General features: G+C 60.8%; 28 protein-coding genes. 8 read left to right on the forward strand and 20 right to left on the reverse strand.

Annotated elements, in window-relative coordinates; translation table 11 throughout:
- Positions 1-11: 11 nt before the first annotated feature.
- Complete coding sequence (locus AC097N_RS08845) at positions 12-986, reverse strand: LysR substrate-binding domain-containing protein (protein WP_479580573.1); 975 nt, start codon at positions 984-986, stop codon at positions 12-14.
- A 149-nt stretch (positions 987-1,135) separates the two neighbouring features.
- Here AC097N_RS08845 and AC097N_RS08850 point away from each other — a divergent pair, with 149 nt between their 5' ends.
- Positions 1,136-1,828, forward strand: a complete 693-nt coding sequence (locus AC097N_RS08850) for a hypothetical protein (RefSeq protein WP_479580575.1) — start codon at positions 1,136-1,138, stop codon at positions 1,826-1,828.
- Between the two features lie 22 nt (positions 1,829-1,850).
- On the opposite strand, the gene AC097N_RS08855 is transcribed toward AC097N_RS08850, so the two are convergent.
- Both AC097N_RS08855 and AC097N_RS08860 read right to left on the reverse strand, forming a co-directional pair.
- A complete protein-coding gene (locus AC097N_RS08855) occupies positions 1,851-2,522 on the reverse strand; it encodes a hypothetical protein (RefSeq protein ID WP_479580577.1) in 672 nt (223 codons plus the stop codon).
- Between the two features lie 121 nt (positions 2,523-2,643).
- A complete protein-coding gene (locus AC097N_RS08860; protein WP_479580579.1) occupies positions 2,644-4,470 on the reverse strand; it encodes an ABCB family ABC transporter ATP-binding protein/permease in 1,827 nt (608 codons plus the stop codon).
- Between the two features lie 40 nt (positions 4,471-4,510).
- Between AC097N_RS08860 and AC097N_RS08865 the strand changes: the two genes are divergently transcribed.
- Positions 4,511-4,963, forward strand: coding sequence for an acyl-CoA thioesterase (locus AC097N_RS08865; RefSeq protein ID WP_479580581.1), 453 nt, complete (start codon positions 4,511-4,513; stop codon positions 4,961-4,963).
- 81 nt (positions 4,964-5,044) lie between these two features.
- On the opposite strand, the gene AC097N_RS08870 is transcribed toward AC097N_RS08865, so the two are convergent.
- Together AC097N_RS08870 and AC097N_RS08875 are read right to left on the reverse strand one after the other, a co-directional pair.
- Positions 5,045-5,533: a thioesterase family protein gene (locus AC097N_RS08870; RefSeq protein ID WP_479580583.1), complete on the reverse strand. Its 489-nt coding sequence runs from the start codon at positions 5,531-5,533 to the stop codon at positions 5,045-5,047.
- Positions 5,533-6,201 (reverse strand): TetR/AcrR family transcriptional regulator, encoded by a 669-nt coding sequence (locus AC097N_RS08875; RefSeq protein WP_479580584.1) that lies wholly within the window; start codon positions 6,199-6,201, stop codon positions 5,533-5,535. Before AC097N_RS08875 ends, AC097N_RS08870 begins: the two co-directional genes overlap by 1 nt.
- Before the next feature lie 218 nt (positions 6,202-6,419).
- Here AC097N_RS08875 and AC097N_RS08880 point away from each other — a divergent pair, with 218 nt between their 5' ends.
- The 6 genes from AC097N_RS08880 to AC097N_RS08905 all read left to right on the forward strand — a co-directional run bounded on the left by AC097N_RS08880 (position 6,420) and on the right by AC097N_RS08905 (position 11,089).
- Positions 6,420-6,809 carry a nuclear transport factor 2 family protein gene (locus AC097N_RS08880; RefSeq protein ID WP_479580585.1) on the forward strand — a complete coding sequence of 130 codons (390 nt, stop codon included), beginning with the start codon at positions 6,420-6,422 and terminating at the stop codon, positions 6,807-6,809.
- 28 nt (positions 6,810-6,837) lie between these two features.
- A complete protein-coding gene (locus AC097N_RS08885; protein WP_479580586.1) occupies positions 6,838-7,317 on the forward strand; it encodes a VOC family protein in 480 nt (159 codons plus the stop codon).
- A gap of 252 nt (positions 7,318-7,569) precedes the next feature.
- Positions 7,570-7,971, forward strand: a complete 402-nt coding sequence (locus tag AC097N_RS08890) for an XRE family transcriptional regulator (protein WP_479580587.1) — start codon at positions 7,570-7,572, stop codon at positions 7,969-7,971.
- Complete coding sequence (locus AC097N_RS08895; protein ID WP_479580588.1) at positions 7,968-9,260, forward strand: type II toxin-antitoxin system HipA family toxin; 1,293 nt, start codon at positions 7,968-7,970, stop codon at positions 9,258-9,260. The genes AC097N_RS08890 and AC097N_RS08895 overlap by 4 nt, the downstream gene beginning before the upstream one ends.
- A gap of 282 nt (positions 9,261-9,542) precedes the next feature.
- On the forward strand, positions 9,543-10,418 hold the full coding sequence (locus AC097N_RS08900; RefSeq protein ID WP_479580589.1) for a DUF6920 family protein: 876 nt from the start codon (positions 9,543-9,545) through the stop codon (positions 10,416-10,418).
- Between the two features lie 149 nt (positions 10,419-10,567).
- A complete protein-coding gene (locus AC097N_RS08905; RefSeq protein ID WP_479580590.1) occupies positions 10,568-11,089 on the forward strand; it encodes a hypothetical protein in 522 nt (173 codons plus the stop codon).
- A gap of 113 nt (positions 11,090-11,202) precedes the next feature.
- Here AC097N_RS08905 and AC097N_RS08910 read toward each other — a convergent pair whose 3' ends face one another.
- The 15 genes from AC097N_RS08910 to AC097N_RS08980 form a co-directional block, all read right to left on the reverse strand.
- Complete coding sequence (locus tag AC097N_RS08910; RefSeq protein WP_479580591.1) at positions 11,203-11,592, reverse strand: thiol-disulfide oxidoreductase DCC family protein; 390 nt, start codon at positions 11,590-11,592, stop codon at positions 11,203-11,205.
- The gene (locus AC097N_RS08915) at positions 11,589-12,119 is read right to left on the reverse strand and encodes a DUF4166 domain-containing protein (RefSeq protein WP_479580640.1); all 531 of its coding nucleotides are present in this window, start codon (positions 12,117-12,119) and stop codon (positions 11,589-11,591) included. Before AC097N_RS08915 ends, AC097N_RS08910 begins: the two co-directional genes overlap by 4 nt.
- 11 nt (positions 12,120-12,130) lie before the next feature.
- Complete coding sequence (locus AC097N_RS08920; RefSeq protein WP_479580641.1) at positions 12,131-13,246, reverse strand: saccharopine dehydrogenase family protein; 1,116 nt, start codon at positions 13,244-13,246, stop codon at positions 12,131-12,133.
- A gap of 168 nt (positions 13,247-13,414) precedes the next feature.
- Positions 13,415-13,648 (reverse strand): hypothetical protein, encoded by a 234-nt coding sequence (locus tag AC097N_RS08925; protein WP_479580592.1) that lies wholly within the window; start codon positions 13,646-13,648, stop codon positions 13,415-13,417.
- Between the two features lie 44 nt (positions 13,649-13,692).
- Entirely contained in the window at positions 13,693-14,184 is a 492-nt protein-coding gene (locus tag AC097N_RS08930) for a hypothetical protein (RefSeq protein ID WP_479580593.1), read from the reverse strand.
- A 398-nt stretch (positions 14,185-14,582) separates the two neighbouring features.
- Positions 14,583-15,347 carry an enoyl-CoA hydratase gene (locus tag AC097N_RS08935; protein ID WP_479580594.1) on the reverse strand — a complete coding sequence of 255 codons (765 nt, stop codon included), beginning with the start codon at positions 15,345-15,347 and terminating at the stop codon, positions 14,583-14,585.
- A gap of 36 nt (positions 15,348-15,383) precedes the next feature.
- A complete protein-coding gene (locus tag AC097N_RS08940) occupies positions 15,384-16,190 on the reverse strand; it encodes an acyl-CoA thioesterase (RefSeq protein WP_479580595.1) in 807 nt (268 codons plus the stop codon).
- A 95-nt stretch (positions 16,191-16,285) separates the two neighbouring features.
- On the reverse strand, positions 16,286-17,482 hold the full coding sequence (locus AC097N_RS08945; RefSeq protein WP_479580596.1) for an acetyl-CoA C-acyltransferase: 1,197 nt from the start codon (positions 17,480-17,482) through the stop codon (positions 16,286-16,288).
- A 12-nt stretch (positions 17,483-17,494) separates the two neighbouring features.
- The gene (locus AC097N_RS08950; RefSeq protein ID WP_479580597.1) at positions 17,495-19,894 is read right to left on the reverse strand and encodes a 3-hydroxyacyl-CoA dehydrogenase/enoyl-CoA hydratase family protein; all 2,400 of its coding nucleotides are present in this window, start codon (positions 19,892-19,894) and stop codon (positions 17,495-17,497) included.
- 18 nt (positions 19,895-19,912) lie between these two features.
- A complete protein-coding gene (locus tag AC097N_RS08955; RefSeq protein WP_479580598.1) occupies positions 19,913-20,347 on the reverse strand; it encodes a DUF2147 domain-containing protein in 435 nt (144 codons plus the stop codon).
- Between the two features lie 46 nt (positions 20,348-20,393).
- On the reverse strand, positions 20,394-22,190 hold the full coding sequence (locus AC097N_RS08960) for an acyl-CoA dehydrogenase C-terminal domain-containing protein (RefSeq protein ID WP_479580599.1): 1,797 nt from the start codon (positions 22,188-22,190) through the stop codon (positions 20,394-20,396).
- 5 nt (positions 22,191-22,195) lie between these two features.
- Positions 22,196-22,915: a TetR/AcrR family transcriptional regulator gene (locus AC097N_RS08965; RefSeq protein WP_479580600.1), complete on the reverse strand. Its 720-nt coding sequence runs from the start codon at positions 22,913-22,915 to the stop codon at positions 22,196-22,198.
- An 83-nt stretch (positions 22,916-22,998) separates the two neighbouring features.
- Positions 22,999-23,709, reverse strand: coding sequence for a nucleoid occlusion factor SlmA (slmA, locus tag AC097N_RS08970; RefSeq protein WP_479580601.1), 711 nt, complete (start codon positions 23,707-23,709; stop codon positions 22,999-23,001).
- 62 nt (positions 23,710-23,771) lie between these two features.
- Positions 23,772-25,211, reverse strand: a complete 1,440-nt coding sequence (locus AC097N_RS08975; protein ID WP_479580642.1) for a sensor histidine kinase — start codon at positions 25,209-25,211, stop codon at positions 23,772-23,774.
- 18 nt (positions 25,212-25,229) lie between these two features.
- Complete coding sequence (locus AC097N_RS08980; protein WP_479580602.1) at positions 25,230-25,937, reverse strand: response regulator; 708 nt, start codon at positions 25,935-25,937, stop codon at positions 25,230-25,232.
- Positions 25,938-25,995 lie beyond the last annotated feature (58 nt).

Genomic DNA, 25,995 nt, shown 5'->3' on the forward strand with positions numbered 1-25,995 from the left:
TTCTCAAATGCTCACGGGGCAACCGTCTGGGCCACCAAAAAATCCCACAGTGCCTGCGCGTTGCGTTTGGGGCCGGGGCTCGCGGCCCGGTTGGTGTGCACGCCGGATTTGCCCGGCTCCTTGCCGGACGGCCGCTCGCGGTAGGCCCGCACGTCCATGGTGATCTGGAAGCCCTTCATGCCCTCGGGCACGGCGCTGACCAGCTTTTTGGCACGCAAGTCTTTCTTGACGGCGCTGTAGGGCAGAAAGGCCACGCCATGCCCCTCCAGCGCCATGGCCTTCAGGCCTTCGGCCATGTCGGTCTCGTACACGCGGTCAAAGTGAATCGCGGTGCCGGCCTGCTTGAGGATGAGTTCGACCATCTGCCCCAGGTAGGCGCCCGGTGCGTAACTCAGGTAAGGCAGGGGCTGGCCCACACGCCCCGGCAGCGGAAACAGGGGCGCCCCATCCGCATCGGGCCTGGAATACGGGGCGATGACCTCTTCGCCCAAGCTCACCATCTCGTAACGGTCCGCATCAAGCTGGTAGGGCTGCGAGGGATGGTGGTAGGCAATCAGCAGGTCGCAACTGCCCTCCACCAGGCGCATCACGGCGTCGTGCACGTTGAGCGCAATCAGGCGGCTTTTGATGGGGCCGAACTTCTCGCGCAAGGCCGACACCCAGGCCGGAAAAAACGTGAACGCCAGCGTGTGCGGCACTGCAAACTCGATCACATCCTGCCCCGCCGCGGTGTGGCCGCGCATCATGGCGCGCGTGCTTTGCAGTGACTGCAACACCTCCAGCGATTGCGAGTACAGCGTCTCGCCCGCGGGCGTGAGCCGTGTGGGGTAGCTGCTGCGGTCCACCAGGTCGGTGCCCGCCCAGCCTTCCAGCGACTGGATGCGCCGCGAGAACGCCGGTTGCGTGACGTGGCGCAGCTGGGCCGAGCGGCTGAAACTGCGGGTTTCAGCCAGCGATACGAAGTCTTCAAGCCATTTTGTTTCCATCGCAAGATTATGCGCGGATTGCATATCCGGAACAGGCTTGACCGGTTGACGCATTGTCGAGTTCAGTGGTGCGGTGGCACACAGACAGACCGTTCACTCATGAAGATGATCAGGCATCCGATCCTGGCCACACCTCAAGGAGTGTCGACATGCTGAATCAAACCCAAACCCAATACCTGGTCATTGCACTGGGATCGTCGCTACTCGTGGCTTGCGGCGGGGGTGGAGGTGGAGGTGGAGGCTCTGCGGCCCCGACAGCGGTATCCGTCACAACCATCCCAGCCGTCTCGCTCGCCATACCGGCACTCGCCAAATACGAGGGGGTGTGGCGCCAGGACTGTGTAGCCCACATACGCATCACCACCACCCTGACGGCCACCAACGGCAACACGTTCACTGCCACCCCCAAAGAAGAACACTTTGCCAACGCCGACTGCACAGGGGCGGTGGTGGCCACCGGCAGCTACGGCGGACCCCAAGAGACGGTGCAATATGCGCCAGAAATGGCCAACACATCCGTCAGGATGATCAACGGCGACCTCATCACCGCAGATATCAATCCGGCCACTTCCACCCTGGCGGTAGCGAACTTCACGTTCACCGGTAGCGGTGTGAGGTCCAGCTCCGATATCAGAGACGTGACAACAAACAAGATTACGGGTACCTTGACTTTCATAGAGTACCCCGACCGAACGGTGGTGCCCATCACACGGCTTTCGATGGACGGCAGCACCACACAAGGCGGCCTGCTCCTGCGCAATGATGAATTGCTGGCGCTGGTGTCGATTGCCCCATCCACCACCGACTTTCAGGTCAACCAACGCTACGTTCGATCGCCTTAAATGAAGCCTTGCCCGGTCAGCGCTATTTGAAGATGGTGTAGACGCCGGGCAGTTGTGTGACCCCGGGCTGGGTAACCAGAAAATCGCGCACAAACTCCATCAGCTTCAACCGGCACAGGGCGCGGGTGGCCTCTTCAGCGGCCACGGTGGGGGCGTACCACTGAGCCAGGTTGGGGAGCTTGTCATGCACCTCTTTGATGGCCGCGCGCTCGTCGAGCAGCACGCCAACACCCGAGATATCTTGTGACAGCGGTTTGACCACGGGTGTGCCGACGAGAATGGGCCGGCCCATCTGGATCTCGACTCCAGCGGTGGTGGGAAGAATCTCAAAGTTGCCGGACCTCAAATCAGAGCCAAAGGTGAACTCCACCGAGTACCAGACGATCACGCTGGTGTCCGAATCGTGCTTGAGCTTGTCCTTCGTGATTTTCTCCACGTGAACGTATTCACGCACCACTTTGCCAACCAGGGACTTCGAGTGGTCGGCCACCGCCACCTTGCCCGCCGCCAGGTAATCCAGGTACTTGCTGTAGCCCTCCAGTTTTTTGTTTTTGGCGGCAACTTCGGCCTGAACGCGCAGCATGTTGGCAAGCGCCTTGTCGCGTTCGCCGTGGGCGCGGTATTCCATGAACAGATAGACCACACTGGCGCATAAGACGCAGGCTGTGATGGAGAAAAACATGACGGTATCCATTGGGTTTCCTTAAAACCAATCCAGGCGAGGCTGCACAGGTGGAACAAACGAGGAATTGCTATTAATAATATAGCTATCTGCGAAGGTACCACCGGGGCTAGAGCCCCAAAACATCTTAAATTTACTCGGCACTCTGCTGCAGCGCCCACATCGACGCATAACGCCCGTTGGCGGCCAGCAGTTCGGTGTGGGTGCCGCGCTCCAGGATGTGCCCGGCGTCCATCACCAGAATCTCGTGCGCGTCCACCACGGTGGACAAACGGTGCGCAATCACCAGCGTGGTCTTGTTCTGCGCCACGCTTTGCAGCTCGGCCTGAATGGCGCGCTCGTTGGCGGAGTCCAGCGCGGAGGTGGCTTCATCGAAGATCAGAATCGGCGGATTTTTCAGCAGTGTGCGGGCAATCGCCACGCGTTGTTTTTCACCACCCGAGAGTTTCAGCCCGCGCTCACCCACCATGGTGTCGTAACCCTTGGGCGTGGCGCTGATGAAGTTGTGGATGTGCGCGCTGCGCGCGGCCTCCTCCACCTGCGCGCGCGTGGCGCCGGGCTTGCCATAGGCGATGTTGTATTCCACCGTGTCATTGAACAGCACGGTGTCTTGCGGCACGATGCCAATGGCCTGGCGCACCGAGGCTTGCGTGACCTGTTTGATGTCCTGCCCGGCAATCAGGATCTGGCCCTGCTGCACGTCGTAAAAGCGGAACAGCAAGCGGGCCAGCGTGGACTTGCCCGAGCCCGACGGCCCGACCACGGCCACGGTTTTGCCTGCAGGAATCTCGAAGCTGATGTCGTGCAGGATGGGCCGCGCCGGGTCGTAGGCAAAGCTGACGTGGCTGAACGTGACGCTGGCGCCCTCCACGCGCAGCGGCTGGGCGCCCGGCACGTCGGCAATTTCGCGGTCGCGCTCCATCAGGGTGAACATCTTGTCCAGGTCGGTCAGGCTCTGCTTGATCTCGCGGTACAGCACGCCCAAGAAACCGAGCGGAATGTAGAGCTGGATCATGAAGGCGTTGACCATCACCAGGTCGCCCAGCGTCATGCGCCCGTCCACCACGCCTTGCGTGGCGCGCCACAACATGGCAATCAGGCCGGTGGCAATGATGAGCTGCTGCCCGGTGTTGAGCAGGCTCAGCGTGCGCTGGCTTTTGAGCGAGGCAATGCGAAAACGCTCCAGGTTTTCGTCGTAGCGGTGCGCCTCGAAGTCTTCGTTGTTGAAGTATTTGACGGTCTCGAAGTTGAGCAGCGAATCAATGGCACGGCTGTGGGCCTTGGAGTCCAGCTCGTTCATCTGCTTGCGAAACTGGGTACGCCATTCGGTCACCATGACGGTGAAGCTGATGTAGAACACCAGCGCAATCAGCGTGATCCACGCAAACCAGACGTCAAACTTGACGGCCAGCAGCGTGAGCACCATGGCCACCTCGATCAGCGTGGGAATGATGCTGTAGAGCGAATACGAGATGAGCGAGTTGACCGCCCGCGTGCCGCGCTCGATGTCGCGCGTGAGGCCGCCGGTCTGGCGCTCCAGGTGAAAACGCAGGCTCAGGGCATGCAAATGGCGAAACACCTGCAGCGAGATGGTGCGCGAGGCGCCCTCGGTGGCCTTGGCAAACACCAGCTCGCGCAACTCGGCAAACAGGGTGGTGGACAAGCGCAGCAGCCCGTAGCCAAACAGCAAAGCCACCGGCACCACCAACAGGGTGCTGGCGTCAATGCCGGGCTTGGGGTTCATCGTGTCGACCAGCTGCTTGAGCAGCAGGGGCACGCTGACGTTGGCCATCTTGGCCCCAATCATGAACGCCAGCGCGGCCATCACCCGCCACTTGTAGTCCCACAGGTAGGGGAACAGGCGGCGCAGGGTGGCCCAGTCAGAACGGGGGGTGGCAGCGGTAGGCGCCGAGGGGGCGCCGTGGTGGAGGGAGGAGGCGGATTCGCCAGAGCGGCGCATGGGTGACAATCTCAAAGCTTGAACAACCCTGATTGTGCCCATGTCTGACCTCCCCAGCCCGAACACCTCCGCCCACCCCGGCGCCAACCCCGCCACGGCGGGCGTGCAACTCCCGACCGACCAGGAACTGGTCCTCAAGGTCATTCCCATGCCAGGCGACTGCAACGCCAACGGCGATATTTTTGGCGGCTGGGTGATGGCCCACGTGGACCTGGCCGGTGCCGTGGTGCCCGCGCGCTACGCAGGCGGCCGCATGGCCACGGTGGCGGTGAACGAGTTCGTCTTCAAGCACCCGGTGCGGGTAGGCGATATTTTGTCGTTCTTTGCCAAGCTGACCCGCATTGGCCGCACCTCCATCACGGTCAAGATCGAGGTCTTTGCCGAGCGTTTTGGCTCACAGGGCGAGTACACCAAGGTGACCGAGGCCTCCCTGACCTACGTGGCCATTGACGAAAACGGCAAGCCGCGCGAGGTACCGCGCAAATCAATCTGAAAACGCTATATTTTTAATAGCTGCCTGCGCACGTTCTACCTGGGCTACAGCCCGATTCTCCATAAATCAAGCCGCCCACGGTCAGGACACGATGTAAGCAGCTGCCCCGGTCGACAGCAGCTTGCCGTCGGCCCCCAGAAACTCCATGCGCGTAGACGCCACGCGCGAGCCCAGGCGCATCACTTCGGCGCGCAATTCAAAGTGCTCGCCAATGCCGGGGCGCAGGTAGTCCACCCGCAAATCAATGGTGCCAAGTTTGCCAAACCGGTGCAGGCGTTGCGCGGGCGACTCGTCCATGTGCCGCGCGCCAATCGCGGCCATCACGGCCAGACCGCCCATGGCATCCAGCCCGGCGCTGATGACGCCGCCGTGAAGGCGGTTGTGGCCGTAGTGGCCAATCAGGTCATGCTTCATGTCGATACGCGCCCGGACCTGTGTGGGTTTGAGTGAGGTGATCTTGAGCCCCAGCACGTGGTTGAAGACGATCAATTCCTCAAATATCTTTTTAAGACCGGCCACGAATTCGTCTTCGAATTCCATTTCCGCTTCAGCGGCAAGGAGTTGTGTCATCAAGGTTCCTGAAAAAAGAGGGACATAGCGGCGTCGGTCAGTTCGTCCAGCGACGCGCTTTTATCGGCATCAAACCACTGCACGGACCAGTTCAGCGCGCCCAGAATCAACAGCCGGGACAGACCGACCGGCGCACGCAAATGGCCTGTTGTGTGCAGGACCTCCAGCACCGGCGTCCAGACCGATTCGTAGTCCGCCTGCAGCCGCGCCAGCGCCAGCCGCTGCGTGGCGTTCAAGGCGCGGGCCTCGTACAGCATGACGGGGACAAAGTCATTGCCCGGCCCCAGCAAGGTGTCAAAGTGCGCGCTGACCAGCCGCCGGATCAGCGCCAGGGGGTTCTGCGTCGCGCTGAGGGTGTCGTTTGGCGCGCGTCCCGCCACCGCATCGGCTTGCCGGGCCAGCGCAGCATGCATGCCCTGCTCCATGACGGCAAACAGCAGGGTGTCTTTGCTTTTGAAGTGGTAGAACGGCGACCCGCTGTGCATGCCCACCGCCGCCGCAATGTCACGCGTGCTGGTGCCGTCAAAACCTTTTTCGCGAAACAGGCGGGCCGCGACCGCCAGCAAGGGCTGGCGCCGATTGCCGTCGTCACGCTCAAGCTCGGTCTTGGGAGGCCGGCCACGGGGGCGGCGAAGGACTGGGTCGGGGGGCTCGTCAATGGCGGTCATTGACCCCGAGCATACCCAGATTGCCTATTTATGACAAGCATATGCTTGGTGTAAATAACAAGCCCTGTTCTGGACGAATCAAGTCGTCAACAGGCGGCCCGCGCCGTCCGCCAACGTGCAGGTGTCGGCGGATTCCTACAACCGCATCAGCGCAGTCCGATAGACGGAAGTCCCTGCGACGAGGACGATGGGAGCCCTCTCATTGCAAGGAGACCGAAATGCAGAACCCAAGCGCGACCCTGGTCGACCTCGAGACCAAGTTTTGGCAATCGATGGTGGACCAAGAGACCGATGTGGCGCTGAACCTGCTCTGCGAGCCAGCGCTCATGGTCAGCTCCCACGGCGCAATGAAATTCGACCATGCGGGCTACCGCCAGATGGCGGACCACGGCTCCAGGGGGGTCACCTCGTTCGAATTCAGCGACATGGAGGTCCTGTTTCCGAACGACTCGACGGCGATCCTGTCCTACCGCGTCAAGCAGGGTGTCGCGCCGCGCGGCAAGGGCGCCACCACGGAACAGGAGATGCGCGACACCTCGACCTGGGTCAAGACCGACCACGGATGGCGCTGTGCCATGCACACGGAGACGCCGATCGCTGCTCGCTGAGCATCTTCAACTTTTCAGGAGAAACGAAATGGTCAGCAAGAACACGATCTGTCTCTGGTTTGAGGGCACCGCCGTGGACGCCGCAAAGTTCTATGCCGAGACCTTCCCTGACAGCGCGGTTGGCACCATCTACCGCGCGCCGGGCGACTATCCCGATGGCAAGCAAGGAGATGTCCTCACGGTCGAATTCACGGTGACCGGCATCCCCTGCCTCGGGCTGAATGGCGGCCCACAGTTCAAGCACAACGAGGCGTTCTCGTTTCAGATCGCGACCGACGACCAAGCCGAAACCGACCGCTTGTGGAACGCGATTGTCGGAAACGGCGGCCAGACGAGTGCCTGCGGTTGGTGCAAGGACAAGTGGGGACTGTCGTGGCAGATCACGCCACGCGCCCTGACGGCCGCGATCGCCGATCCTGATCAAGCGGCGGCCAAGCGCGCGTTCGAAGCGATGATGACGATGGAAAAGATCGACATCGCAGCGATAGAGGCGGCGCGGGCGGGTTGACGCCTCATTTCAACGCCAGTGACTTCGATCTAGTCACTATCAAAACAATAGCAATATACGTAGACAGGACGTTGGCTACAGCCCGTTTTTCCTTAAACAACCGAAAAATCAGGTTTGCGCTTTTCCATGCGTCGCCTCGGGGCACAAGCCCAGGTTGACAAACGGCATGGAGAACTGCGCGTTGTCGCCCGCGTGAACCACATAATTAACATATACTTTACTGAATTAGCTAAAAACGCTAAACTATATGTTATGACAAAAGCATCTTCCGCCCTCACGCAGCTACCGCCATCGACGGTTGCGGCGCTTGAGCAGCTCGGGGCCGACCTGGCCGTGGCCAGGCTTCGCCGCAAGGAATCGCTCAAAACCTGGGCCAAACGCATTGGAATAAGCGTCCCTACGCTTCTGCGCCTGGAGGCCGGCGAACCCGGCGTGAGCCTTGGCGTGCTGGCGACCGCCCTGTGGCTCATTGGCCGCGACGGCGCGCTGGCAACTTTGGCAACGCCCAAGGAAGACCGGGGAGCGCTTGAGCTGGATGTGCGTCAGGCAGAAGCACTTGGCAAGGCCAGGGTACGCGCCACGGCAGAGGCAAAAATGAAAAAGGCCGCGATGCGGCAGAACCAGCAAGCTGACGCGGCCCGAGAAGGTACATGAGACACAACGACCTGACCCTGTGGTTCCTCTCAAACCCGGTTGCGCCGCGTTACGTGGGCAGGCTGCGGCTGGTCGACGCTGGCAAGGGCGTCTCCCTTCAGTATGGCGCCGATTGGCTGGCCAGTGGATTTCCCCTCAGCGAAGACTTATTTCTCGTTGACATCGAACAGCTGCCGCGATGGAAGGGCATGGCGGTCGGTGCCGTTGACGACGCCCGACCCGACCGCTGGGGGGAGCGCGTCATCCAATACCTCGACAAGCCTGCGCGCTTGTCCATCATGGAGTATTTGTTCTATGCGGGCGACGACCGCTTCGGGGCACTCGGCGTGTCGACGTCGGCTGACACCTACGTCCCGCGCACCCAAAGCCCGCTGCCGCGGCTGGCGCAGGCACAATACTTGAGCGAAATCGTCCGCAAGGTCAGCGCCAAGGAACCGGTCAACGACATCGAGCGAAAGATGTTGGCCGCTGGCGGCAGTTTCGGGGGGGCCAAACCCAAAGCACTCATCGACATCGCCGGTGAGCAATGGATCATCAAGTTTTTCAACAACGAGCCCATCGACGTGCCACTCATTGAGCACGCGTCGATGACGCTTGCCCAGTTGGCTGGCATCCAGGTAGCCGAGACGCAAGTGGTGCCGCTCGTCGGTGAGCACGCGCTGGCGGTGCGCCGTTACGACAGGAACGGCGTCATGCGCATCCATTGCATCTCGGCAGGTACCGCCCTGCGCGCAGAGACCGTCGCAGGGCAGGAGCCGGTGCTGGGCTACCCAGGCCTTGCGCAGCTGCTGCGGCGCGCTGGCGTAGCTGAACAGGGCCTCAACCTGCTCGACATGCAGGAGCTTTTTCGCCGCATGGTGTTCAACATCCTGATCGACAACACCGATGACCACGAGAAGAACCACGCGCTGATGGTGGTCGCGCCGACGCGGCAGGGAAAGTATCGGCTGGCCCCCGCTTACGACGTGCTGACCACGAATTCAGGTCAGGGGTACCAGGAGTTCATCGTCGGAACCGACCTGCGGGACTCAACGCTCTCCAATGCCATGTCGCAGTGCGAACTTTTCGGCTACACCCCGGCCCAGGCCGCCTCCGAAGTCGTACGCGTTATCAAGGTGGTGGACGGGTGGCGCCAGCACTTCAGGCAATGTGGCGTCTCGGACGCCGACCTTGAGAGCCTGGCAGAACGCATAGACGGCGACCCATTGCTTGGCCAAAGGCAGAGCTTCAATCCCGCAGACTATGCGACCCCTGCGCGCCCACGGCGTCGCAGCCCGTTTGCCACATAGCGGACCTTTAGAAAAAGATTTGGAACCCCGAGGCGCGGGAGCGCCTGACGCATCACTTGGGTATGTCCCCAGGTCTGGGAGCGTCTGTTGCGGACCGGGCTATGTGTGGTGGACTGAAGCGGCGGAGCCTTCCTGGAAGGCTAACCGTCCTGGGGAGAGGCGGATGATTCAGCTGTATTGGGAGCTGGTCTTTGATGAGTGGTACCTCTGTTCGCAGGCGAACAGACCGCGCGACAAATAGCGCCCAAAATCAAGGGAATGGTTAAGGACAAAGGAACTCGAATGACATGGCTGCTATGGCTTGGACTGGTTCTATGCTCGCTGGCAGTCGTTGCTGTTGGCCTCGCTGCCTATGGGGCCACACGGTGGACCGAGGCCAGGCGGACACTGGCCAACGGGCTCGATACCGCCCGAATCACTGAGAAAACTCAGTCGCAGTCCCCGGCCCACTACGACTCGCGCGAACTCGAAGGCTTGCCCGCGCCGGTACAACGCTACTTTCGGGCTGTGCTCAAAGATGGCCAACCCGTCATAGCCGCCGCCAATATAGACCTCGCCGGTACTTTCAACATGTCCACTACTGATGAGCAGTGGAGGCCCTTCACGTCACGGCAATGGGTCGTCACCCGACGCCCGGGGTTCCTGTGGGACGCTCAAGTGTCCATGCTGCCCGGTTTGACGGTGCGAGTGGTCGACAGCTACATCGCTGGCAAGGGCCTGTTGCACGCGGCAATCCTGGGCTTGTTCACCATGGCCGACATGAGTGGAGGCGGCGAGATTGCCCGTGGCGAATTCATGCGCTTCTTGGCCGAAGCGGCGTGGTACCCAACCGCACTGCTGCCCAGTCAGGGCGTGCGATGGGAGGCGGTCGATGACCGTTCCGCGAACGCCACCATCGTGGATGGCCCGCTCACGCTGACGCTATTGTTCAGGTTCAACGATGCCGGCCTGATTGACTCGTTCCGCGCCGAAGCGAGGAGCGCCACGACTGGCAAGGAAACAGTCGTGCTCCCCTGGGAAGGTCGCTGGTCCAATTACCAGATGCGTGATGGAGTGACTGTGCCGTTCAGTGGCGAAGTTGCTTGGATGCGCCCGGATGGCCGTAAGCCGTACTTCCGCGGCACCGTCACCTCGTTGACCTATGAGTTCGCACCATGATATTGGTCACTCCACTGCTGCGGCGACCTTGATATACCTATGTATTTGAGTTGTGACCCCTGTAACACCATGTTGTCAAATAGATTTCTCCGTTTCGATGAGTCATATGATTCAGTAGTTTTGCGGGACATAGCAAAGATAGTCATCCTATGCTGACGCCGCTGCTTGCTCGAATGCCCGTCGCACTAATCGCTGCGGCATTTGCACTGCTGTCGCCGGTTGCGCGCTCAACGTCCATATGTCGCTGGGTGGACGATACCGGGCGGACGCAAATGTCAGACGTCGTTCCGGAAAAGTACAAGAACTCGTCGACCTGTAGTGACTCGCGAAAGTACGAACTCTCGACGGAGCAAAAACGCGAAATTGAACAGCGAGCAGCCGAGGAGAAAATAAGGAAACGCCACGAAATGGCGGCCCCGCCTAAGAAAACGCCTTCAAGCCCAGCTGATAGCACGAAGGCCGCGACTCAGCCCAGTGAAAAGAGTGCGAAGCGGCCAACAGAGGTCATCACCGACGAAACGGACTGCCCAACGCGGTGGCGCATCTACGATGAGAGCGTCGAGTGCTTCGGCCCGTACAGAACGACGCGAGGGGCCACCAAGCCAGAAGCCTTCGATAAATGCATCGACATCCCCAGTCCCGAAATCATGTGCGGACCACGAAGGAACTGAGGCGAAGACGGTCATGTCAATGGGTGAAGGGACGCTTTGGGCTTGGTTCTGGTAGGCACTTGCCGACCAGGAGCGGACATTCGCACGACGACACCCCGCCGTACCCTGCTAAATCAATCCAGGAATCGTGCGGAAAAATTAGGCGCTGGTAGGAGGCACGACTCAGAGCGACCAAAAAGCCAGTACCGGTTTCGGGCAACCAAGCGATACATTGCATTGCGTACGGGTGCGGGAACCAACCAACCTATCCAAGCGAGCCGCCAAGGCCAGCCAAGCGCGTGCAGCACCCGAAAAATTGCTGCAGTATGCTGCCAAGTAGTTGGCCCATCTACTAAGAGCAGTGTCTGTAGACCTTCCACCTGCAACCCGGCGTCGCTGAGCAATGACTGACCCGTCGCGCCCTGAATGGAGGCAAACTGAAACAAACCCTCTCGGTCATGTTTCAACAAAAACTTCACCCATCCGTTGCAGAGAAGGCACTTGGCATCGAATACGACAATCACGGACGGTCCTCGCTGGGCATATTAAGGTACCCACTGTAACTGGCAACTGTACCAACGAGGGGAAGCGACGCCTTCACTTGGAAATTGAGCGAATCAGCCATGCCTGACTCCAATGCGACGACCTGGGGCATCAACCACAAGGGGCAACGGATTCCTAAAAAATGGAGGCACTCCAAACGCATCTCAAGCGCTCCCGCAACCTCTATAAGCTCAAAAGTCAAGCGAGCCAAGCCAAGACGTTCAACAACCCGGTCACTTTTTTTCGTTAAAGTTGAGGTCATACGCTTGGAGGGAAAGAACCGGGTCCAACTCTCGGACTCGGGCCCTGCGTTGAGTTCAAATCGAATCGTCCCGCTTGAGGCACTCAAAGGTGTCCCAAGACAAAGCGCCATTAGTTTGGCAAGGACTGCCCCCGGGGCATGCACCTCGACCCAGCCGTCAAACTCGTGCCGACCCGAAAGGCTATGAAATTGTTGGACAGAATGGTCTAGCCGATTGAAAGCTGGGCCCATCACATTTCGGTACATGGACAAGGATTTCACTCAGCGCTTTCAGAGGTCACTATGTCGAGACCTTGCATCTCAACAGTGAAGTCTTCAAGGGACAACAAACCAAGGCAAGGCATTGCCCCCAATGTCTGGAGACTGCGGTTTGAGATTTTTCGAATCAGCGCTGATGCTGCCAATGTTGGAACATACGGCCCATCACCGCGCGTAGCCAATAGCTCCCAGGACCGCCATATCATGTGCCCGTCGTCAGCTAGCCCCTTAACCGAGACATGCATTGCCCCCGCGTCAGTCCCCCATGTTTTGAATAGGTCAGCTGCACGTTTGAGCCATTGCGCATACTCGGACCAGTCTTTTACTAGACGATGATGAGCCATCCATGCCATCAAATTCATGCCGCGATGCAGGGCTTCCAACTCAAGACCAGCAGCAAATCTGACCTCTGGTTGCCCCGGGTACCTGCTTGGAAGCAATGCCAGATCGGGCACATCACAAGGTGAAAGCAGTCGTGAGCCCACCGGGCTCGAATAGGAGTGTCGGTACGAACCGAGCCAACCTATGGTTGCGTTCGGAGAAGATGTTGGCAACGCCTGGCCGCAATAGCTGAGGATACCCCGCACGGTCGAAAGCCCTCGTTCTGTGCGGTTACCTGGGCTAATTCCGATTTCAATCGAATGCACCGAGCAAAGTCCGCGTACGAGATGGTCCGTAACTGCACTGGAGAAGGCTGGTACTGAGCTGGCGCCACTTGCCACCAGGACGCCAGCAGTTTCTGCAGCCTTGTTCAAGCTGCCAACTCCGGTCACAAATTCACGCCCGTCCGCCAGGTCAATGTAGTGGGCACCCACAGTAATGCAAGCCTCCGCTACCCGATAATCCTGGCCTTGAAACGGGCCGGACGCATTGACAACCACCGTTGGGCTTAAGCGCCGCAATTTGCTCACGAAAGCTGGCGACATCGCATCCATGGTTGCGCTATGCAGTTCCGAACTGCTCGAGGGCTGTAAAGTTTTCACCAAGGACTCTCCCGCCTCCCGGGAGCGCCCAGCAACTGTTATGTCCAGGCCAGCTTGCTTGGAAAGGCGTTCTACGAGCCTGCGCCCGAAAAAGCCATACCCCCCCACCACCAATACTCGTGTCTTCTTCATACTCAAGTCTAGCGAATCGTGTTTAGTCTTAGATGTTCGCGTTGACTATCAATCGGGCCAATTGAACGCCATCCTTGCTTACAGACATTTCACCATCCCGGCCCGCGCGAGGAACTCCCGACAATGAGCGGACGGTCAGCATGCGCTGCGCGGCCCCGCCTACGACAGTTATGCATTCTTACCTGGCATTTTTTGCGCCAAGAATCTGTCGAATGACCCGTACTTGTGAAACGACTCCAGGACTTCATCTTTGTCAGCTACCGAGCCATTTGTGACCATTGTTTCAAGAAATTCAACTATCTCTTTGCCTGCTGGGTCATCCGTAGTTAACTTTTTCAGGTCGACAAGATGTGCCAGCGCAGCCGCGGTAAGCTCTGCCCTTTTTTCAGTATCCAGTGCCATACGGCTCCTTGGTTCACCCTTGTGAAAGGGGCGTTGAAATCAAATTACCTTGGGGTTTTGGCCGCTGATTTGGCAGCTTTCTGGGTTTGCTCACGCTGAATATCAAATAACTCGCGGATACGGTCTGCCATTGCGGAGTAAGTCACGGAATCTGCTTCGTCTGCATCTGCGGCATTGATGAATGCATTGAAGTGCCGGTCGTTGACCCAGAACGTTCCTTCGTCCGCGTACTCATCAAGTGCGTCGGCAAAGTTTTGCACGTCTTTATCCGTTGCAAAGAAGTCTTTGAGAAAAGTTGCTGGTGTTCCCAAGCCGGCTTCCACAGCTGCGGTCAGGCTGTCGAGCATTTCGTTTATCAGGCTCTCATCAAAATCATTGCTGATGTTTTTGAAGGGCGTCAACTTGCCGGTCCGTGGGTCATAACCACCCCTCGTCTCATGCCTGTCTAGGAGCTCAGGCAATTCCCCCGAAGGAGTATTGCTGTCAATGCCGTCGTAAGAGATGGGCGTAAATTGTGGCTTGTATGCTGCGACCATGGGGGCCTTGGTGAATTGTTGACAGTCCATAAACATTGAGCGACCGTGCCCAGTTGTCGTGGCCGAGGGGATGCCTCAACTGTAACCACTGAAAGGGGCACCGTCCCTAGGCCACGTTCGAATCTTTCCTCGCGCTCTGGAACCCCAATGGAAACCGTAAACCCTAGACTTCACCCGCTTCAGTAAACAAAATGCATGGCCTCGTGGTCAACACTCGACCTTGGGCGAATCGCGCCGACAGCCTGTTGCCAGGCTGAACGGGCTATTGGAATCAGCCTTGCAATCCAATGGACATCCGTCAAATTGAAGCGGTTGACGACGATAACAACTCCGACCCAACCACTATCAAAACAATAGCATTTTCCGAAGGCAGGACGTGGGCTACAGCCCGTTTCACCTTAAACCGTTGAAAAATCAGGTTTGCGCTTTTCCATGAAGGCCGTGAAGGCCTCGCGTGCCGCCGGTTCGCGCAGCATGCGCCCGAAGCTGGCGCCCTCTTCCACCATGCGCTCGGCCACCACCGTGGCCTGGCCTTTTTTCATCAACCGCTTGGTCTCGATCAACGAGCTGATCGGTTTTGCCGCCAGTTTTTGCGCCTGGCGCTGCGCCAGTGCGGCGGCCTCGGACGGCGGCACGATGCGGCTGATCAGCCCCATCTCCAGCGCCGCCTCGGCCATGAAGGGGTCACCCAGCAACAAGGCCTCAGCCGCCCGGCCATAGCCCATGCGCTGGGGCGCCAGGTAACTGGACGCCGCCTCAGGGCACAAGCCCAGGTTGACAAACGGCATGGAGAACTGCGCGTTGTCGCCCGCGTAGACCAGGTCGCAGTGGAACAGCAGGGTGGTGCCGATGCCTACCGCCGGGCCACACACGGCCGCCAACACGGGCTTGCTGAAGGTGCTGATGCCCCGCAAAAAGCGGAACACCGGCGCGTCCTGCGTGGCGGGCGGTGCGTTCAAAAAATCGCCAATGTCGTTGCCGGCGCTGAAGATGGTCTCGTGCCCCTGGAATACCACCGCACGGACGGACGCGTCCGCCTCGGCCTGCGCCAGCGCGTCGGCCATGGCGGCGTACATCGCCGCGGTAAGGGAGTTTTTCTTCTCCACGCGGTTCAGGGTGATGGTGGTGACGCCACCGTCGATATGAATCAGGATGTCTTGCATGGTCTGTATCTCAAGAAAAGGTGTGCCCGAAGGGGGTCACTGTTTGTAATAGACGATCTGGTGGGTCGTCACCAGCAGCACGCCCGCCTCATTCCAGAGCTGGCTGCTCTGGTCGAAAAAGCCGTTGCGAAATGCCTGCGCCTGGGCTTGGCCCAGCAGGTAGCCCGTGCCTGTGGCGGCCAGCTGCGCGGCACTGGCGTGGAAGTACACCGTCAAAGACACGGTGCCCACCGGCACATGGGTGGCACGCCGGATGAACACCCGCGGAAAAAAGATGTCAGAGATGCAGGCCAGCGAAGTGAAGTCCAGCGGACGCGGCGGGTTGTCGCGTATCCATATTTGCGACAGGCTGCTATGGCCCGAACCGTCCCATACGGACGGGATGTTACCCATGATGGCACGCTGCTCGTAGCGCTGCACAAAAGCCATGGGCGCGGTGAGGGTGGGCAGGGGCACCTCATGCGGCGGCGGGCACACGGGCATGGGCTCTTCATCCACACCCCAGGTGTCGCGTCGCACAGCGGTCACGGCCGTGGCGGTGGCCACGGTCTGGCCGTCCTGCAGCATCTCAAGGGCCCAATGCTGGGTGGAGCGGTTGGTGCGCGCAGGCCGGGCCTGCAGCGTGAATACGCCGTCAGCCACTGCCGCGCAGAAGTTGACGGTGAGCGAGATCGGCTCGCCCAAAAGGTCCGGGTGCTGGAGCACGGCGTTGAGCATCTGCGCCGTAGTGATGCCACCGAAGGGGCCCACCATATTGGCATAGGGCGCGCTGGTTTGGCCCAGCCAGCTGCCATCAGCCTGCGGCTGCAAGGCAATGGCGGTATCAAAAACATGTGAAGTCATGCCATCTTTCCTGGGTTGCAGAGATCGCTCTGCAAAGCGCAACGTAGCGCAAAGCAAAAAAAGACCACCCGAGGGTGGCCCTTGACAGTCAGCGCCTAGACGCGCTCAAAGATACCCGCTGCGCCCTGCCCCATGCCCACACACATGGAGACCATGCTGTAGCGCAGCTTGTTGCGGTGCAACGCATGGATGGCGGTGGCCGCGCGGATGGCGCCCGTGGCGCCCAGCGGGTGGCCCAGCGCAATGGCGCCGCCCATGGGGTTGACCTTGGCCGGGTCCAGGCCCAGCGTGTTCATCACGGCCAGGCTTTGGGCGGCAAACGCCTCGTTGAGCTCGATCCAGTCGATGTCGTCCTGCTTGAGTCCCGCGTAACGCAGCGCGGCGGGAATGGCCTCGATCGGGCCAATGCCCATGATATGCGGCGGCACGCCTTTAGAGGCAAAACTCACAAAGCGGGCCAGCGGCTTCAGGCCGAACTGCTTGACGGCTTTTTCGCTCGCCAAAATCAGCGCGCCCGCGCCGTCGGAGGTTTGCGAGCTGTTGCCCGCCGTCACGGAGCCGCGTGCCGAGAACACAGTGCGCAGCTTGCCCAGGCCGTCCATCGACGTGTCAGGGCGGGCGCCTTCGTCCAGGCTGACCACCCGCTTTGTCTCGATGACTTCACCGGTCGCCAGATTCGGCGCACGGTCAATCACCTCCACCGGGGTGATCTCATCCGCAAAGTGGCCCGCCGCCATCGCCGCCAGCGCCTTCTGGTGGGAGGCGACGGCGAACTGGTCCTGCGCCTCGCGGCTGACCTTCCACTGCGTGGCCACTTTTTCGGCGGTCAGGCCCATGCCGTAAGCAATGCCAATGTTCTCGTCGTTGTTGAACATGGCGGGCGACAGCGAGGGCGCGTTGCCCATCATCGGCACCATGCTCATGCTCTCCACACCGGCGGCGATCATCACGTCGGCTTCCCCGACACGAATGCGGTCGGCCGCCATCTGCACGGCACTCAGCCCCGAGGCGCAAAAGCGGTTGACGGTGATGCCGCCCACGCTGTTGGGCAGGCCCGCGAGCACGGCGCCAATGCGGGCGATGTTCAGGCCTTGCTGGGCTTCCGGGATGGCGCAGCCGCAGATCAGGTCTTCAATCGTCTGGGGGTCCAGCGTCGGCACCTGGGCCAGCGCCGCCTGCAGCGCCTTGACCAAGAGGTCATCCGGGCGCGTGTTGCGGAAGAACCCGCGGTGCGAACGCCCGATGGGGGTGCGCGTGGCGGCAACGATGTAGGCTTCTTGAATTTGTTTCATGTGGATCTCGAATCAGTTGCGTACAGGTTTGCCGGTGGACATCATGCCCATGATGCGTTCTTGCGATTTGGGGTGCACCAGCAGTTCACAAAAGGCACGGCGCTCCAGCGTCATCAGGTAGTCCTCGGTCACGAGGCTGCCCGCGTCGACGTCACCGCCACAGACCACGTGGGCAATCAGGCTGGCAATGTGAAAATCGTGCGCGCTGATGAAGCCACCGTCCCGCATGTTGACCAGCGAGCCCTTGATGGTGGCCACGCCACTGCGCCCCGCCACCGCAAACGTGCGTTTGTGCGGTGCGCGGTAGCCCGAATCAAACAGGGCTTTGGCCTCGTTGATGGCGACAAACAGCAACTCATCCTTGTGCGGCACCACCACATCGCTCTCCAGCAGGTAACCGAGCTTGCGGGACTCCAGTGCGCTGGTGCCCACCTTGGCCATGGCCGCGGCGGTAAAGCCTTCGGTCAGGAAAGGCAGCAGGTCTTTGCCGGTCGAGGCTGCGGCGTTTTCGGCCGCGCGCCGCGCAATGTAGGTCAGGCCACCGGCGCCGGGCACCAGGCCCACGCCCACTTCAACCAGCCCCATGTAGCTCTCCATCGCCACCACCCGTTTGGCCGAGTACACCGCCAGTTCACAGCCGCCGCCGAGTGCCAGACCGCGCACGGCCGACACCACGGGCACGCTGGCATAACGCAGGCTCAGCATGGCCTGCTGCATTTCGGCCTCGGCGCCGTCAATGGCGCTCACGCCCGCCATCATGAAGGCGGGCAACATGGCCTGCAGGTCCGCACCCGCCGAGAACATGTCGTCGGGCGACCAAATGACCAGCCCCTTGTAGTCGGCCTCGGCCAGCGCCAGGCCCTGCATCAGGCCTTCCACCACCGCGGGGCTGATGGCGTGCATTTTGGTCTTGATGCTGGCAATGAGCACCTCTCCATCCAGCGTCCACAAGCGAATGGCGGCGTCCTCGTGCACGGTCGTGCCCGCCACTTCGGCCTTGGGCGCATTGGCACCCAGCACGCTCTCGGGGAAATGCTGGCGCGCGTAGACCGGCAGGCTGCGCGGTTGCACAAACGTCTGCAGCGTCGGGTTCCACGAACCTTGCGGAGTGTGCACGCCGCCAGCATCGGCCACGGGGCCTTTGAACACCCACTCGGGCAAAGGCGCCTTGCACAGGGCTTTGCCGGCGTCAATATCTTCCTGGATCATGGTGGCTACGGTCAGCCAACCGGCTTCCTGCCACAGCTCGAACGGGCCTTGCTGCATGCCAAAACCCCAGCGCATACAGAAATCCACATCCCGCGCGTTGTCGGCAATCGAGGCCAGGTGCACGGCGGCGTAATGAAAGCTGTTGCGCAGAATGGCCCACAAAAACTGCCCTTGCGCGCCTTCGCTATTGCGCAGCAAGGCCAGGCGTTCGCCCGCGGACTTTTTCAGCATGCGGCCATAGACCTCATCGCCTTTTTCGCCACCGGGCACATAGGCTTTGGTGGCCAGGTCAAAGCGCAGAATATCGCGCCCTACCTTCTTGAAGAAACCGGCCTTGGACTTTTGCCCCAGGTTGCCCATCTCCAGCAAGGTCTTGAGCACCTCGGGGGTGGCAAAACTCTCGTAAAACGGGTCCGTCTCCAGGCTCAGCGTGTCCTGCAGGGTCTTGATGACGTGCGCCATCGTGTCCAGCCCCACCACATCGGCCGTGCGGAAGGTGCCCGAACTGGCGCGGCCCAATTTCTTGCCGGTGAGGTCATCGACCACGTCATAAGTCAGACCGAAATTGGCGACCTCTTTCATGGTGGCCAGCATGCCGGCGATGCCCACCCGGTTGGCGATGAAGTTGGGCGAGTCCTTGGCCCGCACCACGCCCTTGCCCAGGTTGCGGGTCACAAAGGTTTCAAGATCGTTCAGAATTTGAGGCTGCGTGGTGGGGGTGTTAATCAACTCCACCAGCATCATGTAGCGGGGCGGGTTGAAGAAGTGAATGCCGCAAAAGCGCGGCTTGAGGGCTGAAGGCAAGGCTTCGCTCAGCTTCGTGATCGACAGGCCCGAAGTGTTGGACGCGATGATGGCGTGCGGCGCCAGGAACGGCGCAATCTTTTTGTACAGGTCCAGCTTCCAGTCCATGCGCTCGGCAATGGCTTCAATCACCAGGTCACAGTCCTTGAGCAGGTCCATGTGCTCTTCGTAGTTGGCCTGTTGAATCAAATCAGCATCCTCGACCACTCCGAGCGGCGCGGGTTTGAGCTTTTTCAGGCCCTCAATCGCACGCGTGACGATGCCATTCTTGGGGCCTTCCTTGGCGGGCAGATCAAACAGAATGACCGGCACCTTGACGTTGACCAGATGGGCCGCAATCTGCGCCCCCATCACACCGGCGCCGAGCACGGCAACTTTTTTGACTTGAAAGCGGGACATGTTGTTTCCTGAAAAATATTACTGCGCGCGAACCCAGGTCTGGGTCCGCCCCAGCAGGGCAAAGCCCACGAAGCCACGGACTTCGAGCTTCTTGCCTTCGTCCACCGGGGTCAACTTGAGTTTGTAGACGGTGCCACTGTCGGGGTCGACAATGCTGCCGCCCTCCCAGACGTCCTTGCCCTCGGCCTTGTGCGCACCGCGAATGATCTCCATGCCGAGCTTGGGCTTGCCCTTGCGGTCATCGGTGCATTTGTCGCAATTGGGCTCCGGGCTGGTGACCAGGGCTTTTTCGACCACCCCGGTGAGCACACCGGCCGTGTCGATGATGCGCACTTCGGAGCGCACGGCACCGGTTTTGTCGTCGATGGTTTTCCACAATCCCACAGGGGACATTTGCGCCATGGCAGAGACACACGACACACCCAACACAATGGCAATAGCGGTACGGAACATGAGAACTCCTCGTTGTTAAATAAAGCAGACTGACAGGAATGACTATTTACGCGAGCGCGGCGTCGGTATCGATCAACACCTTGCTGCCGGCCCGGGCCGTGCGCATCAGCGTGGCGGTCTCGGGGAACAGCTTGGCAAAGTAAAAGCGCGCGGTCTGCAGCTTGGCCAGATAGAACGGGTCGGTGTTGCCCGCTGCCATTTCACGCAGGGCCACTTGCGCCATGCGCGCCCAGAAGTAGCCAAACACCAGGTGCCCGGCCACGCGCAAGTAATCCACCGCGGCAGCGCCCACTTCGTCGGGGTTCTGGAAGCCCTTGAACCCGATCTCGGTGGTGAACTTGGTCATCTGCTCACCCAGGATGGCAATGGGCGTGATGAACTCGGCCATCTTTTCGTTGACGCCTTCTTCAGCCACCAGTTTGCCAATGAGCTTGCCAAACTTTTGCAGTGTGGCGCCGTTGTTGCCCAGAATCTTGCGGCCCAGCAGGTCCAGCGACTGGATGGTGTTGGTGCCTTCATAGATCATGTTGATGCGGTTGTCGCGCACATACTGCTCCATGCCCCATTCCTTGACAAAGCCGTGGCCGCCAAAGACCTGCATGCAGGCGTTGGTCGAGATGTGACCGTTGTCCGTGATGAAGGCCTTGACGATGGGCGTCAGCATGGCCAGTAGTTCACCCGAATCCTTGCGCACTTTTTCATCGGAGTGGCTGTGTTCTTTTTCAAGCAGCATGGAGCTGAAACACATCAGCGCGCGGCCGCCTTCGGCGTAGGCCTTGGCCGTGAGCAACATCTTGCGCACATCGGGGTGCACGATGATGGGGTCAGCAGGCTGGTCCTTGGACTTGGGGCCGGACAGGGAACGCATCTGGATGCGGTCTTTGGCGTAGGCCAATGCGTTTTGGTACGCCACTTCGGTCAGCCCGAGCGACTGATTGCCCACGCCCAGGCGGGCTGCGTTCATCATCACGAACATGCCGTTCATGCCCTTGTTGGGCTGGCCCACCATCGTACCGACCGCACTGTCGAGTACGATCTGCGCCGTGGCGTTGCCGTGGATGCCCATCTTGTGCTCCAGACCACCGCAGTACACGCCATTGCGCGCGCCCAGCGAACCATCGGCATTGACCATGAACTTGGGCACGATGAACAGACTCACCCCCTTGATGCCGGGAGGCGCATCGGGCAGGCGGGCCAGCACCAGGTGGATGATGTTGCCGGCCATGTCGTGCTCACCGGCGCTGATGAAAATCTTGTTGCCGGTGATCTTGTAAGTGCCGTCCGCCTGAGGCTCGGCCTTGGTGCGCATCAGGCCCAGGTCGGTGCCGCAATGCGGCTCGGTCAGGCACATGGAGCCGGTCCACTCCCCGCTGGTCATCTTGTGCAGGTAGGTATTCTTCTGCTCGTCCGTGCCGTGCGTGTGCAGCGCGGCGTAGGCGCCGTGCGTGAGGCCGGGGTACATGGTCCAGGCCTGGTTGGCGCTGTTGAGCATTTCATAAAACATCTGGTTCACCACCAGGGGCAAGCCCTGCCCGCCAAAAGCCGGGTCGCAGGCCAGGGCCGCCCAGCCGCCTTCGATGTACTTGGCATACGCCTCTTTGAAGCCGGTGGGCGTGGTCACGGCGTGCGTGGTTTTGTCGAGCTGGCAACCCTCGGTGTCACCGCTGATGTTGAGCGGGAAAATGACCTCGGACGCGAACTTGCCGCCTTCTTCGAGCACCGCATTGATGGTGTCCACATCCATGTCAACGTGCTGGGGCATGGCCTTGAAGTCGTCAGTGACCTTGAACACTTCGTGCATCAAAAATTGCATGTCGCGCAGGGGCGGGTTGTAGGTAGGCATGCTGATTAGTCCTTAGAGTGGGTTTTTGATTGTGGGGAAGAAACCGTACGGGGCGCGATCGTGCCGGACTGGCCGTAACGCAGGAGAATGTTTTCAAAACCGACGTTGGCGCGGGCCATGGAATTCGGGTTGTTCAGAAAGCGGGCTTCGTAGTGCAGGGCCAGAATGAGGCCGTGAATCTCGAAAGCCATCTGCTCTTCGCTGGCATCAGCATCCAGGTGGCCTTCTTCTTTGGCCTGCACCACGGCGCGGTACATGGCGGCCAGCCAGGTCTTGACGGAACTGGCCAGGGCGTCGCGCACGGGACCGGGGCGGTCGTCAAACTCCGCTGCTCCGCTGATGAAGATGCAGCCCGACTGGATTTCAACCGCAACGCGCTTCATCCAGTTGGCAAACAGGGCGCGCACGCGCGGCAAGCCCCGAGCCTCCTCCATTGCCGGAAAAAAGACTTCTTCAGAGAAACGTGCGTAGTACTCCCGGATCACGGAAATTTGCAGTTCCTCGCGCGATCCGAAATGGGCAAAGACACCAGACTTGCTCATCTGGGTGACCTCCGCGAGGACACCAATACTGAGACCCTCCAACCCAATTTGCTCCGCCAGACCCAAAGCGGCGTCGATGATGGCCTGTTTGGTCTGTTGGCCTTTTTGCAGCGCCCGCCCGCCCCGTGAGGCGGTGCGGCTGCTGGGCGCGTTGGGTTTGGCGGGTAATTCGGAAATGGTCATGGCACACAAAAAAGAACGATCGTTCTATTTTGCCGTACTTTTGGCCGGCCACCCGGTGGCGGGGTGCCTCTAGGGGCATTTTTCTAGGATGACCTAGGGTTTACCCGCGAAAAATCAGTCAGCATCAGGGCCAGGCTGGCGTCCAGGTGTTCCGAGGGCAGGCGTTTGAACGCCGTGCGCGCAAACCGCTGCAGCCGCCCGACCACAAAAGCCGTGAGCACCGACGCACGCACCTGCGCATCAACGCTGGGCGTGGCCGAGCCGCTGAGTTCTGCCGCGCCGCGCAGGCTTTGTTTCAGGGTCGCCTCGATCTTGTCAAAAAACAGGTTCATGCGCTGCTGCAGGCGTTCGTTCTCAAACACCAGGGCATCGCCCACCATCACGCGGGTCATGCCGGGGTTTTTCTCGGCAAACTGCATCAGCATGGCAATCACCTTGCCCGCCTGGCGCGCCCCCGCGCTGGCATCCGGCGTAGCGCCTGCCGTGTCCCGGTCGATGATCTGGTTGATGAGCGAGAACACCGCGTGTTCGATGAAGTCCAGCAAGCCCTCGAACATTTGCGCCTTGCTGGCAAAGTGGCGGTACAGGGCGGCTTCGCTGACCTCCAGCCGCGCCGCCAGGGCCGCCGTGGTGATGCGCTCGCTGCCGGGCTGCTCCAGCATAGCCGCCAGCGTCTGCAAAATCTGCACGCGTCGCTCGCCGGGCTTGGGTCGTTTACGCACGGGCGCAGCCACTTCATCGCCTGAAAGCACGTGGGAAGCGGAGGATGAAAAGGCGGGATCAAGGTCGGACATGGTGCGCAGTGCAGGAGGTTAAATTTGATTCTCGCACAGCGAACCCAAGGGTTTTGGCAGGGTCAGGCAGGGAATATCAGCCTGATGCGGGTGCCCTTGTTGCCCCGCCCACTGTCCACCACCAACTGGCTGCGATGCACCCGGGCAATCTCTTCGGCGATCGCCAAACCCAGCCCGTTGCCCTCGCCCCGGGTGCCCGGCACGCGGTAAAACCGCTGCAGCACCCGCACACGTTCCTGCTGCGGCACCCCCGGCCCGTCGTCCTCCACCTCCAGAAACGCCAGCCCGTCGTCCGGCGTGTGCGCGCAACGCAGCGTGACGCTGCCGCCCTCAGGGGTGTATTTCAGGGCGTTGTCCACCAGGTTGCCCAACAACTCGCGCAACAGCCATTCATGACCGGTGACCTGCACCGCCTGCGCATCGAGCCCCAGGTCGATGTGTTTGGCGAAAGCAGCGTCCAGGTGCTGCTCCAGCAGGCTTTCGCACAAGGCCTTCAGGTCCACCTGCTGCAGGGGTTGGGCGTCGAGGCTGCGGGCATCGGCCCGGGACAGCGCCAGCAACTGGTTGGCCAATTGCGAGGTACGGCGCACGGCATTGCGCATGTGGTTGACCTGATCTGCTCCTAAAATAATAGCTGCTTGCACACGTTCTGCGGGGGCTACAGGCATTTTCTCTATAAAAACCGGGTGAATCGAACCGGCGGCGGTGGTGTTGACCGCCTGCGCCCAGGCCTCCACCTGCGCCTGCAGGCCGGCCAGCGGGGTGCGCAACTGGTGAGCGGCATCGGCCACAAAGCGGCGCTGGCTCTCGGCCTGCGCGTTCACCAGGTCAAACAGGCGGTTGAGCGATAGCACCAGCGGGCGCACCTCTTCCGGAGAGGCCTCCACGTCAATCGGACTGAGGTCGCGCGAGGCCCGGTGCTCCACCGCTTCGCGCAAGGCCAGCAACGGCCGCAGTGCCCGCCGGACCGCCCAGTTGACGACAAATACGGCCGCCACCATCAGCACCACGTTGGGCAGCAAGACCTTGAACAGCACGCCTTTGACCCATTGCTGGCGCGGATCAGACCCGTCCGCCAGACGCACCACCAGTTCACCCGCCGCCGTGTGCACCCGCTGGGAGACGATGCGGTACGTCACCCCGCCCTCTTCTTCGCTCAAAAACTCAGGCTCGCGCGTGGTGGGGGGCACGGCACTCAGCCAGGCATCGCCCAGCAGCACCTGACCGTCCAGGCGGGCCACCGCAAAGGCCGACAGGCCGACCCGGTCCTTGAGGAATTCATCGATGGCCGGTGCGGTCAGGAGTACCGGCGCGTCCTCGGGCCGACTGCCCGCGGCCACGACGGAATCCGCCATGAGGGGCACCAGCTTGAGCAACTGCCGGTCCTGTTGCAGGGCCGCGTCGTCGGCGGAGCGGTAGTCAACCCAGGTATTGACGCTGGCCAGCAGAAACAAGGGGATGAGCAGCAGCAGCAGCAGGCGCCGCTGCAGCCCGGAGGACATGGCGGCCAGCGGCATCGGTCAACCGGCGGTGGGGACGGGATCGATCGCGCCGTCGAGCGCCATCTCCAGACGGTAACCAAAGCCGCGGATGCAACGCAGCGCAATGCCATGGGGTTCGAGCTTGCTGCGCAGGCGGGAGATATAGACCTCCACCGCGTTGGGCGTGATCTCCTTGTCCCACCCGGTCAGGGCCTGCAACAACTTGTCTTTGTTGGCGGGCTTGGGCGCGTTGATGAGCAAATACTCCATCACCGTCCATTCGCGCGGGCCCAACTCAATGGGTGCGCCATGCGGGCGAATGCAGGCCAGCCGGGTCGAGGTGTCCAACTCCAGCGGACCAAAACTCAGCACGGCCGAGGTGGCCGCCTGGGAGCGGCGCAACAAGGCGCGCAAGCGGGCCAGCAACTCGGGCAGCTCAAAGGGTTTGATCATGTAGTCATCGGCCCCGATGTCGAGCCCCTGCACCCGGTCATTCAGGGCGTCGCGCGCGGTGAGGATGAGCACTGGCATGGCATGGCCCTCCTTGCGCAGGCGCTGGGTGAGCGCCAGACCATCCATGCCGGGCAAGCCAATGTCGATGATGGCCGCATCAAACGCCTCCCGCACGGAGACCTCTAGCGCACGTTCGCCACTGCCCACCCAGTCCACCGCATAACCGGCGTCCGTGAGGCCCAGCTTGATGCCGCTGGCCACCATCACATCGTCTTCCACGAGCAGGAGTCGCATAAAAAATCCCTCTAGCCCTTGTACAGCGTACGCAAGCAGCTATTAAATTAATAGCAAA

The sequence above is a fragment of the Rhodoferax sp. LS1R11 genome, from assembly GCF_056521395.1.

Bases quoted from the DNA above. Each gene is read 5' to 3' on its own strand.
- AC097N_RS08845 (WP_479580573.1), bottom strand. From the start codon at position 986: ATGGAAACAAAATGGCTTGAAGACTTCGTATCGCTGGCTGAAACCCGC.
- AC097N_RS08850 (WP_479580575.1), top strand. From the start codon at position 1,136: ATGCTGAATCAAACCCAAACCCAATACCTGGTCATTGCACTGGGATCG.
- AC097N_RS08855 (WP_479580577.1), bottom strand. From the start codon at position 2,522: ATGGATACCGTCATGTTTTTCTCCATCACAGCCTGCGTCTTATGCGCC.
- AC097N_RS08860 (WP_479580579.1), bottom strand. From the start codon at position 4,470: ATGCGCCGCTCTGGCGAATCCGCCTCCTCCCTCCACCACGGCGCCCCC.
- AC097N_RS08865 (WP_479580581.1), top strand. From the start codon at position 4,511: ATGTCTGACCTCCCCAGCCCGAACACCTCCGCCCACCCCGGCGCCAAC.
- AC097N_RS08870 (WP_479580583.1), bottom strand. From the start codon at position 5,533: ATGACACAACTCCTTGCCGCTGAAGCGGAAATGGAATTCGAAGACGAA.
- AC097N_RS08875 (WP_479580584.1), bottom strand. From the start codon at position 6,201: ATGACCGCCATTGACGAGCCCCCCGACCCAGTCCTTCGCCGCCCCCGT.
- AC097N_RS08880 (WP_479580585.1), top strand. From the start codon at position 6,420: ATGCAGAACCCAAGCGCGACCCTGGTCGACCTCGAGACCAAGTTTTGG.
- AC097N_RS08885 (WP_479580586.1), top strand. From the start codon at position 6,838: ATGGTCAGCAAGAACACGATCTGTCTCTGGTTTGAGGGCACCGCCGTG.
- AC097N_RS08890 (WP_479580587.1), top strand. From the start codon at position 7,570: ATGACAAAAGCATCTTCCGCCCTCACGCAGCTACCGCCATCGACGGTT.
- AC097N_RS08895 (WP_479580588.1), top strand. From the start codon at position 7,968: ATGAGACACAACGACCTGACCCTGTGGTTCCTCTCAAACCCGGTTGCG.
- AC097N_RS08900 (WP_479580589.1), top strand. From the start codon at position 9,543: ATGACATGGCTGCTATGGCTTGGACTGGTTCTATGCTCGCTGGCAGTC.
- AC097N_RS08905 (WP_479580590.1), top strand. From the start codon at position 10,568: ATGCTGACGCCGCTGCTTGCTCGAATGCCCGTCGCACTAATCGCTGCG.
- AC097N_RS08915 (WP_479580640.1), bottom strand. From the start codon at position 12,119: ATGTACCGAAATGTGATGGGCCCAGCTTTCAATCGGCTAGACCATTCT.
- AC097N_RS08920 (WP_479580641.1), bottom strand. From the start codon at position 13,246: ATGAAGAAGACACGAGTATTGGTGGTGGGGGGGTATGGCTTTTTCGGG.
- AC097N_RS08925 (WP_479580592.1), bottom strand. From the start codon at position 13,648: ATGGCACTGGATACTGAAAAAAGGGCAGAGCTTACCGCGGCTGCGCTG.
- AC097N_RS08930 (WP_479580593.1), bottom strand. From the start codon at position 14,184: ATGGTCGCAGCATACAAGCCACAATTTACGCCCATCTCTTACGACGGC.
- AC097N_RS08935 (WP_479580594.1), bottom strand. From the start codon at position 15,347: ATGCAAGACATCCTGATTCATATCGACGGTGGCGTCACCACCATCACC.
- AC097N_RS08940 (WP_479580595.1), bottom strand. From the start codon at position 16,190: ATGACTTCACATGTTTTTGATACCGCCATTGCCTTGCAGCCGCAGGCT.
- AC097N_RS08945 (WP_479580596.1), bottom strand. From the start codon at position 17,482: ATGAAACAAATTCAAGAAGCCTACATCGTTGCCGCCACGCGCACCCCC.
- AC097N_RS08950 (WP_479580597.1), bottom strand. From the start codon at position 19,894: ATGTCCCGCTTTCAAGTCAAAAAAGTTGCCGTGCTCGGCGCCGGTGTG.
- AC097N_RS08955 (WP_479580598.1), bottom strand. From the start codon at position 20,347: ATGTTCCGTACCGCTATTGCCATTGTGTTGGGTGTGTCGTGTGTCTCT.
- AC097N_RS08960 (WP_479580599.1), bottom strand. From the start codon at position 22,190: ATGCCTACCTACAACCCGCCCCTGCGCGACATGCAATTTTTGATGCAC.
- AC097N_RS08965 (WP_479580600.1), bottom strand. From the start codon at position 22,915: ATGACCATTTCCGAATTACCCGCCAAACCCAACGCGCCCAGCAGCCGC.
- slmA (WP_479580601.1), bottom strand. From the start codon at position 23,709: ATGTCCGACCTTGATCCCGCCTTTTCATCCTCCGCTTCCCACGTGCTT.
- AC097N_RS08975 (WP_479580642.1), bottom strand. From the start codon at position 25,211: ATGTCCTCCGGGCTGCAGCGGCGCCTGCTGCTGCTGCTGCTCATCCCC.
- AC097N_RS08980 (WP_479580602.1), bottom strand. From the start codon at position 25,937: ATGCGACTCCTGCTCGTGGAAGACGATGTGATGGTGGCCAGCGGCATC.